Consider the following 8415-nt stretch of genomic DNA (forward strand, 5'->3'; position numbering starts at 1 on the left):
GTTCAAATGGCTATTCTACGTTTGATTGGTTTTGGAAAAAAAGAAGAATTTAAGAAAGTGCTAGCAATTTTAAGAAAGAAAAAGCCTGATAGGACAAGGATCCTATGAAATTTGTCGTGTACAGAGGCATTTTTTATAAATTTTTAGCAAATAGTCGATATTTAATTAAGTAAATTTCTTATATCTAGCAAATCTTTTTCAGCGCTTTTAAATCTAATAAAAGTAGCTTTGATTATTTATTGATCATTAGTCTACTTTTCTTCCTCAAAGCACATCATTTTTTTCTGTCATCACACCTATTCAAGCTTTATAGACATTTTTTTGCGTGCATTTTTATATTTCCAAGCATTTTTTAACGTTCAAATGCTAAATGTTGCATGACTTCCAAGATGACTTGTTGCTTTCCACGGAAATCCTCGGCAGAAAATAGCAGCTTGGCACGTCGAGGGAGTTGTTCTCGTACCAATGCAAATAGTTGGTACTGTGCTGCGATATCCAAATCATGTAATTGTTGCTGCGCCTCACAAAATAATGCTCGCTTATACTGTGTGGTTTGGTGATCAAATAAATATCTCAAGATTCGATCAATCTGTTCATCATGATTATCGGTATTGTAATACGCCATGTTGTTGCTCTTTTTTGATTTTTGACCATTGTTCCATAAGGCCTGTTTTTGCAAAAATCATTTTAATTACATGCTTAGTCATTTTTGCTGATAAAAATACAGCCTATTTTATTTGAATAATCACTATTAACGATCACAGTCATAAAAAGCCACTATTTTTGGGCTTTAGACGCATAGAGCGCAGGCTGCGTTTTATGTACACTCTTTTTATTTTTTAGGTGCAGGATGCCAACACAGTTTTTTCCACGCTTATTCTTACTATTAGGCGGATTAGGATTTTTGGCTTTTGGTGTCGTACTCTCTATACATTCAAATTTAGGGACATCCCCTATTTCCTCGGTGCCCTATAGCTTTAGCTATATCTTTCCTCTCACCGTCGGCACATTAACAGTATTAATGCATATCGTCATGATCCTGCTGCAAATGCTGATCTTAAAATCACGCTTTCAATGGATACAGTGGCTGCAATTACCCGTGGGAATTTTGTTTGGTGCATTTATTGACGGTTTAATGTGGCTGACCCAAGGCTGGAGCATAGAAAGTTACCCACTTCAACTCCTAGCTTGCTTGGCAAGTTGCCTGATTACTGCTTTAGGTGTGAGCTTAGTGGTCAAAGCCAGTCTAGTCCTCTTGGCCGCAGAAGGTCTCTATCAAGCCATTGCTGTTCGTTATCGCCTTGATTTTGGCAACTGTAAAACCTATGGCGACATCCTCTTGGTCAGTATTGCGGTTATCAGCAGTTGGCTGGTCTTACATCAAGTCATCGGAGTCCGTGAAGGCACCATTATTACCGCACTTTTAGTGGGAACATTAGTTAAGCGGATCTTACCTAAATTAAGCTTCATTCAATTTGGCCCTAAGCCCTAAAATAAAACTCAATGAACATCTATCTGAGTAAAGACATTTTAAAGCTCGATTGAATCGGGCTTTTTTCTGGAGCGATTAAAGTCTTTAATACAGAAATAAATGTGATTTTTGAAAGGAATAACTCAATTTTACAAATAAAAAAGGGAAAGATCTCTCCCAAAATCTTTCCCTTAGAATTGAATCTTTAGTCGATCCATCGTGTAGTTATTATAGTTATTTGTTAACTCACTAAAAAAAAGAGTCCCTTGGGGAAGAGACTTATAAAAAGTGGAGTTATCGTTATGTACCCTCTAGATGGTATATATCTCTCTAGATGAATAAATCTTATACATAAAATTCAAGAAATGCAACACATTTGGCAAAATTTAAGTGTTGTTTTTATAAGGTTTTTTTTGAATTTTCTTATTTATATTATTAATATATTAATTAGTAAAAAAAAGCAGGCCGAAGCCTGCTTTTAATTCAATAACTTAACTAAAAATTCAAGAATTTATTAGTCGGTAAAAGTTACTTTTGCGATCGCTTTTTTGCTCGCTTGGATGATCAAAGTTTTGTTTTCTGACACAGCATAACCTGCATCAACCACTTCCCAATCCACTTTCACCGCGCCACGACCAATTGCATCTTTTGCTTGAGCAGCATTTTTAGTCAAACCCGCTTCACGCAAAATAGAAGTAATGAAAATCTCACCACCAAATGCGCCACGAGAAATAGTCACTTCTGGTGTACCTTCTGGAAGTTCACCTTCAGTAATCAAGTTGCCTGCACCTTTGTGCGCATTTGCCGCAGCTTCTGCGCCATGGAAACGCTCAACCAATTCAAGTGCAAGAATTTTCTTCACTTCTTGTGGGTTACGACCTTCAGCCACTTCTTTGAGCAACTGTTGAATTTCTTCAATCGATTTAAAGCTCAACAAGTCAAAGTAACGTTCGATCAAATCATCTGGCATTGAAAGCACTTTTTGGTACATCGCACCCGGTGCATCAAATACAGCAATATAGTTACCCAAAGATTTAGACATTTTATTTACGCCGTCTAAACCTTCAAGAATTGGCACAGTAATGCACACTTGAGATTCTTGGTCATAACGGCTTTGTAATGTACGACCCATCAGCAAGTTAAAGGTTTGGTCTGTACCACCTAACTCTACATCCGCTTCTAGTGCAACTGAGTCATAACCTTGTACCAATGGATATAAAAATTCGTGAATCGCAATCGGTTGATGGCTGTTATAACGTTTAGTGAAGTCATCACGTTCCAACATACGTGCCACAGTTTGCTGTGAAGCTAACTGAATCAAGTCAGCAGCAGTTTTTTGACCAAACCACTCTGAGTTAAACACAACTTTAGTTTTCGCTGGATCAAGAATCTTAAATACTTGTTCTTGATAAGTTTTAGCATTTTCTAAAACTTTTTCACGAGACAACGGCGGACGCGTAGCGCTCTTACCCGTTGGGTCACCGATCATGGCTGTATAGTCACCAATCAGGAAGTAAACTTCATGACCTAAATCTTGGAAAACTTTTAATTTATTAATCAGAACCGTATGACCTAAATGTAAATCAGGTGCAGTCGGGTCAAAACCCGCTTTAATTTTTAATGGGCGATTCTGCTTTAATTTCTTAAGAAGATCTTCTTCAGAAATAATCTCATGTGTGCCTCGTTGGATGAGGGCAAGTTGTTCTTCAGCCGGCAGGAAATTTGACATCACAAAATCCAAATAGATCAGTTATACAATTTGTGCGATATACTAACACTTTTTCAGCACATTGCAGGCTTAAGAATCATCATGACAGCGATCTACATTGGGGTAATGACCGGCACAAGCATGGATGGTGTCGATATTGTTGCTGCTTCTTTTGATCCTTTAGAGATTCATGCGACACTCACACTTCCCTTTGACCTAGACCTTCGTGATGAACTGATGGCCCTCACCTTGCCTGATGATAACGAAATTGATCGTATGGGTAAGGCAGACGTTGCTTTAGCTCAAATGATCGGTCATGGCATTAATGAATTGATCGAGAAGAATCAGCTAGATCGTAGTCAAATCAAGGCGATTGGCTCACATGGACAAACCATCCGCCACCGTCCTGAACATGGTTTTACCCTGCAAATTGGCGACCCCAATATTATTACCGAACTCACTAAAATCCCTGTGATTTCAGACTTTCGCCGCCGCGATATGGCTGCGGGTGGTCAAGGCGCACCTTTAGTTCCTGCGTTCCATCAAGCGCTTTTCCAACATGACACCATTCACCGTGTGATTTTAAATTTGGGTGGCATTGCCAATGTCAGCATGTTACCTGCGGGTAAACCTGAAGATGTCTATGGCTTTGATACAGGCCCTGCCAACATTTTAATGGATGCTTGGTGCGAACGTTATACTGGTCAGCCGTATGATGAAAATGGCAACTGGGCGGCTTATGGTCAGCCTATTCGCAGCCTGCTCGACCGCTTACAAGCGCATGAGTTTTTCTCTAAGGAACCGCCAAAAAGTACAGGTCGTGAAGACTTCAATCTAGAATGGTTAGATGAACAGATTCTCGATTGGCGTGGAGATCTCGAATATGACGAACTCGAAGATACGCCAGAAAACATTCAAGCAACCTTAATGAAACTCACCACACGTGCCATTAAAAAAGCCATTTACCGTTCTGATATGGATACCGGTGAAGTCTATGTCTGTGGTGGTGGTGCATATAATTCACACCTTTTAGAACAACTGCGCTGGCGTCTACGTAAACATGAATGGACGGTGCAAAGTACCGCAGATTTAGGCTTAAGCCCAACATGGGTGGAAGCGACGGCCTTTGCTTGGTTGGCGATGCGCTTTGTCAATCAGCTTAGTGCAAATTTACCAAGTGTGACGGGTGCTGCTGGCTATCGTATCTTAGGTACAATCACTGCGGTTTAAGAGTCAAAAACATATAAAAAAGGTCTGCAATTGCAGACCTTTTTTATATAGACAAGCTTTTATATATATTGACTACTATATAAAAAGCATAGCTCAAACTTAATTCATCATTGCCTTGGCATGTTCATTACGGAAAGCCCGTAAAATCTGCTGTCCCGCCCGACCTGTTGGGCTTAAACCCAGTCGATTTTGCTCTTGTCGTATGGCTTGACGGGTTTTATCTCCAATTAATCCATCCACTTTACCAATGTCATAGCCACGGTTAAGTAAAAATTGTTGAATCTCACGTCGTTCCGCACGTGAAGTCCCAGGATCATCGGTTGGCCATGTCGTACTAAAGCCGCCCTTGCCTTGCAAGCGATCGGATAAATGCGCAATCGCTAATGCATAACTCTCTGCCGCATTGTAGCTGTAGATTGCATCGAAATTTTTAAACACCAAGAATACAGGCCCACTTGGCCCAGCCGGTGCCATTAATCCAGCTTGGCTCGATCCAGAAAGGTTACCTTGAATTAACGGCGTGCCATCGGCACGCTGCAAACCACGATTCATCCAGCTATCTAATGACTTTTTATTACGGCGACTTTCACCACTGATCGACATTCCTTCGGGAATTTTTACTTCAAAGCCCCACGGCTGACCAGTTTGCCAACCACGCTTTTTCAGGAAGTTGGCTGTAGATGCCAAAGCATCCGTGGTGCTCGATACCAAATCACGGCGGCCATCACCATCAAAATCGACGGCCAGTTCTTCATAAGTGCTCGGCATAAATTGGGTATGACCAAATGCACCTGCCCACGAACCTTTCAATTGTGATTCATTTAAATCACCACGCTGCAAAATCCGCATGGCTGCAAAAAACTCGCCACGGAAATAGCTTTGACGGCGTCCTTCACAACTTAAAGTGCCCAATGACTGCAATAAAGGATAGCTACCCGCAATATCACCAAAATTACTCTCCACACCCCAAACCGCAACCACGGTTTCAGCAGGTACACCATAAGCCGCTGCGACACGGTTTAAAACATCACGATGCTGCGCCAATTTCTGCCGACCCAGTTGTACACGCTCTTCATCCACCAGTCCTGACAAATAGTCCCAAATCGGTGTTGAAAACTCAGGCTGATAGTTGAGCTTTTCAATCACAGAATAATCAGGTGTTAAATTTTGTGTATAACGATCATAAGTGGACGTATTCACACCAGCATTAATCGCTTGCGAGCGCAAATTGGCTAAACAGCCTTGAAAGTTATTTTGTGGTGAAATGCTGCTTGTTGCAGGCATGCTCGACGCATTGACAGACTGACCATTAATAATCAACTCGGCATTTGCCTGAGTTATTGCCAATAAAGCAGTCCCGAAAACAAATCCTAAGTGATGCTTCATACCCTTGATCTTTTTTTGAATTTAAATTGTTGCTTTAACAATAGCAGCTCAAAGCAAAAGTTAAAGGTTCAAAACGTAAATTTAAATTCATAATCTCTACTTATTTAAATTCATTTTTGAAATTTGAATTCAAAAGCAGTTATCCACAACCCAGTTTTAAATTCACTACAAACCAAACAACGGTTTAAATTTAAATTTAAATTTAAAACTTTTAAATTTAAAAATAAATCGCATGTAGAAAAAGTTATCCACAAATTCAAAATAGCGTAACAATTCATCTTTATTGTTAATAATCAAAATATTATAGCTTTTAAAAGCACTTTCTACAGATCCAATAATTCTGATCAACTTTTAAATTTAAACACAGCGAAATGAATTCATTTTTTGAAATTTAAATTCATAAACTTTGAATTCATTGTTTTTGGCATAGGATTTTTTGAATTCAAATTCATAGTTTAAATTTAAAAACACAGTTTGAATTCAAAACGCATTAGTTATTTTTGATTTTGATTCACATACATCGCAGACTATTGATACACAAAAAACCATACGAAGATTAGCGCAGAATATTTATAAACGAACGAACACTTTATGATCAATAGTTTCTTGTCGTTTCACCGATAAGCGGTGTGATTTTGCAAAGAGGCGCAATGATGCCCGAACTACAGCGATAAAAAAAGCGGCCATGTGCATGACCGCTTTTTTATCATTCAAACTCAGGTTTAAATGGTCATATCTTCGCTAAGTGCCAGTGGATTCGGCAAAATTTTCGCCAAAGCACGACATAAAGCTGTTAATTCAGCAGTATCATTCGGCATTAAAGTGATGTGACCGATTTTGCGGCCTTCACGCTCTGTTTTGTTATACAGATGCAAATGCGCGCCATTCAGTGCCAATACATCTTCAGATTTCGGATGTTGGCCAATGATGTTTACCATGACCGTTGGACGAACAACTTCAGTCGAACCCAAAGGCAAACCTGCTACAGCACGAATGTGGTTTTCAAACTGTGAACACACTGCACCTTCAATCGACCAATGCCCCGAGTTATGCACACGTGGCGCCATTTCATTGGCATATAAGCCTTTATCGGTCACAAACAGTTCTAGCGTCAAAACACCGACATAATTCAAATGATTGAGCAGGCGAGTAATGTAGTCTTGCGCAACTGGTTGTAAGTCTGCGCTGTTTGGCGCAGGCACAATCGAATGCGACAAAATGCCGTTGTGGTGGTGGTTTTCCGCCAATGGCCATGTTTTCACATCACCGTCTTGACCACGCACCGCAATGATTGAGACTTCACGTGAGAAGGTTACAAAGCTTTCCGCAATCAATTCACCAGCAGGGCCCAGTTCAGCCCATGCTTGATCCATTTGCTCAGCGCTACGTAGCACAAATTGACCTTTACCGTCATAACCGCCACGCGATGTTTTCAGTACGATGGGTAAACCCAGTTCAGCAACAGCGGCTTCTAAACTCTCTAAAGACGTCACGGCCTTATAGGGTGCAACTGGAATAGCCAACTCATCAAACAAGGCTTTTTCAGACAAACGATGCTGTGCAATCGCTAAAGCTTGGCGCGGTGGGTGCAATGCTTTGTTTTTGGTCAATACATCAACATCTGCCAGCGGGGTATTTTCAAACTCTAAGCTGAAAACATCTGCGCTCTGAATGAAATCTTGCAAGCCATTTTCAGCTTGGGTCGAAATCACTGGACCTAGGGCTGCAGAAGGGCAGTCGGTACTCGCTTCAAAGAAGGTGCATTGAATGTTTAAAGGTAATGCCGCTTGCGCCATCATACGACCCAACTGGCCACCACCAAAAATACCAATGGTTTTATCCATGAGAAATGCCCCTTAATTAAGCTTGACCCGGAATATTTTTACTCGCCACTTTATCGGTTTGCGCAGCACGGAAATCTGCAACATTTTTTGCGATTTCAGGCCGTGTTAAACCTAAAATTTGTGCAGCCATGATCGCCGCATTGGTTGCACCCGCTGGGCCAATGGCCAAAGTACCGACAGCAATCCCTGCAGGCATTTGTACAATTGAAAGCAGTGAATCAACACCATTTAGAATCGATGATTTTACCGGTACGCCGAGTACAGGCAAATCAGTCTTGGCTGCACACATGCCTGGCAAATGTGCTGCGCCGCCAGCACCGGCAATAATTACTTGAATACCACGATCACGTGCGGTTTCGGCATATTCGAATAATCGATCTGGAGTTCGGTGTGCAGATACTACTTCCGCTTCAAATGAGACGCCAAGCTGTTTGAGCATATTGGCAGTGTTTTCTAGCGTTGCCCAATCCGATTGAGAACCCATGATAATTCCAACGAGAGGAGTGTCTTGTGAAGCGGCCGCATTCATTGCAATGTTTCCAGAGATTAAAGTAAGAGAGAGTAAATCTCGACTAGAGCCAAGCTTTAATAAGAGCCCCGTATTATAGACTGAAAATTCATCTCATTGACATCCTCACCCCCTTAAAAAAGGGTGATTCCTACAGCTAGACGCTTATGCCCAAGCGCAAGAATGTTTAGAGCTGAGTTTATATCTCGATCATGAGCTGTACCACAGCTCATGCACTCCCATTCTCTTATTCCAAGATCTGTCTTAC

8 protein-coding genes are annotated in these 8415 nt (G+C 41.0%); 2 read left to right on the plus strand and 6 right to left on the minus strand.

Going from position 1 to position 8415, the window contains the following annotated elements:
• Window positions 1-352 precede the first annotated feature (352 nt).
• Window positions 353-625 (minus strand): hypothetical protein, encoded by a 273-nt coding sequence (locus FTU17_RS16060; RefSeq protein ID WP_111886092.1) that lies wholly within the window; start codon window positions 623-625, stop codon window positions 353-355.
• A gap of 225 nt (window positions 626-850) precedes the next feature.
• Here FTU17_RS16060 and FTU17_RS16065 point away from each other — a divergent pair, with 225 nt between their 5' ends.
• Window positions 851-1492: a YitT family protein gene (locus tag FTU17_RS16065; protein ID WP_162689805.1), complete on the plus strand. Its 642-nt coding sequence runs from the start codon at window positions 851-853 to the stop codon at window positions 1490-1492.
• A 493-nt stretch (window positions 1493-1985) separates the two neighbouring features.
• Here the strand turns inward: FTU17_RS16065 and tyrS are convergent, their stop codons facing one another.
• Window positions 1986-3218 (minus strand): tyrosine--tRNA ligase, encoded by a 1233-nt coding sequence (gene tyrS, locus FTU17_RS16070; RefSeq protein ID WP_171262600.1) that lies wholly within the window; start codon window positions 3216-3218, stop codon window positions 1986-1988.
• 63 nt (window positions 3219-3281) lie between these two features.
• Here tyrS and FTU17_RS16075 point away from each other — a divergent pair, with 63 nt between their 5' ends.
• Window positions 3282-4409, plus strand: coding sequence for an anhydro-N-acetylmuramic acid kinase (locus tag FTU17_RS16075; protein WP_168379846.1), 1128 nt, complete (start codon window positions 3282-3284; stop codon window positions 4407-4409).
• A 99-nt stretch (window positions 4410-4508) separates the two neighbouring features.
• Here FTU17_RS16075 and FTU17_RS16080 read toward each other — a convergent pair whose 3' ends face one another.
• From FTU17_RS16080 to FTU17_RS16095, 4 genes are all read right to left on the minus strand, one after another.
• Complete coding sequence (locus FTU17_RS16080; RefSeq protein WP_180136018.1) at window positions 4509-5795, minus strand: lytic murein transglycosylase; 1287 nt, start codon at window positions 5793-5795, stop codon at window positions 4509-4511.
• Window positions 5796-6517: 722 nt separating this feature from the next.
• Window positions 6518-7639 (minus strand): 5-(carboxyamino)imidazole ribonucleotide synthase, encoded by a 1122-nt coding sequence (locus FTU17_RS16085; protein ID WP_168379845.1) that lies wholly within the window; start codon window positions 7637-7639, stop codon window positions 6518-6520.
• 16 nt (window positions 7640-7655) lie between these two features.
• The gene (purE, locus tag FTU17_RS16090) at window positions 7656-8168 is read right to left on the minus strand and encodes a 5-(carboxyamino)imidazole ribonucleotide mutase (RefSeq protein WP_180107299.1); all 513 of its coding nucleotides are present in this window, start codon (window positions 8166-8168) and stop codon (window positions 7656-7658) included.
• Between the two features lie 113 nt (window positions 8169-8281).
• On the minus strand, window positions 8282-8415 hold a 134-nt coding region (locus tag FTU17_RS16095; protein ID WP_180059625.1), incomplete at its 5' end, for a zinc ribbon domain-containing protein.

Origin of the sequence: Acinetobacter sp. YH12070 (assembly GCF_013419625.1) — a bacterium.
Taxonomy (GTDB): Bacteria; Pseudomonadota; Gammaproteobacteria; order Pseudomonadales; family Moraxellaceae; genus Acinetobacter; species Acinetobacter amyesii.